Below are 621 nucleotides of genomic sequence, written 5' to 3' on the forward strand. Positions count from 1 at the left end.
ACCTGCCGATCGACGTGAACGACCCGGCCGACCCGGTCGAGATCGACCCGTCCCGGATCGAGGGCCACGTGCGCTTCGAGGACGTCACCTTCGTCTACCCGGGTAGCGAGACGGCCGCGGTGGCCGGCGTCAGCCTGGACGTGCCGGCCGGTACGACGCTGGCGCTGGTCGGTGAGACCGGCTCGGGTAAGAGCACCCTCGCCTCGTTGGTCGCGCGGCTCTACGACCCGACCAGCGGACGCGTCACCATCGACGGCATCGACCTGCGCGACCTGCGGCTGGCCGATCTTGCCGGCGTGGTCGGCGTCGTCAGCCAGGAGACCTATCTGCTGCACACCACGGTGCGCGAGAACCTCCGCTACGCCAAGCCCGACGCCACCGACGCGGAGATCGAGGACGCAGCCCGGGCCGCCCAGGTGCATGAGTTGATCGCCGGGCTCCCGGACGGCTACGACACCATGGTCGGGTCTCGGGGGCACCGCTTCTCCGGAGGGGAGAAGCAGCGGATCGCGATCGCCCGGACGCTCCTGCGCAACCCTCGTGTCCTGGTACTGGACGAGGCCACCAGTGCGCTGGACACCGAGACCGAGCGGGCGGTCCAGCAGGTGTTCGAGCGGCTCG

Annotated in this window: 1 protein-coding gene; it reads left to right on the forward strand. The window is 70.5% G+C overall.

From position 1 onward, the window contains the following. The coding region (locus CAY82_RS27430) for an ATP-binding cassette domain-containing protein (protein WP_140399158.1) at nt 1-621 on the forward strand (621 nt) is incomplete at both ends.

Source organism: Pseudomonas sp. SID14000 (genome assembly GCF_002165135.1).
Taxonomy (GTDB): domain Bacteria; phylum Pseudomonadota; class Gammaproteobacteria; order Pseudomonadales; family Pseudomonadaceae; genus Aquipseudomonas.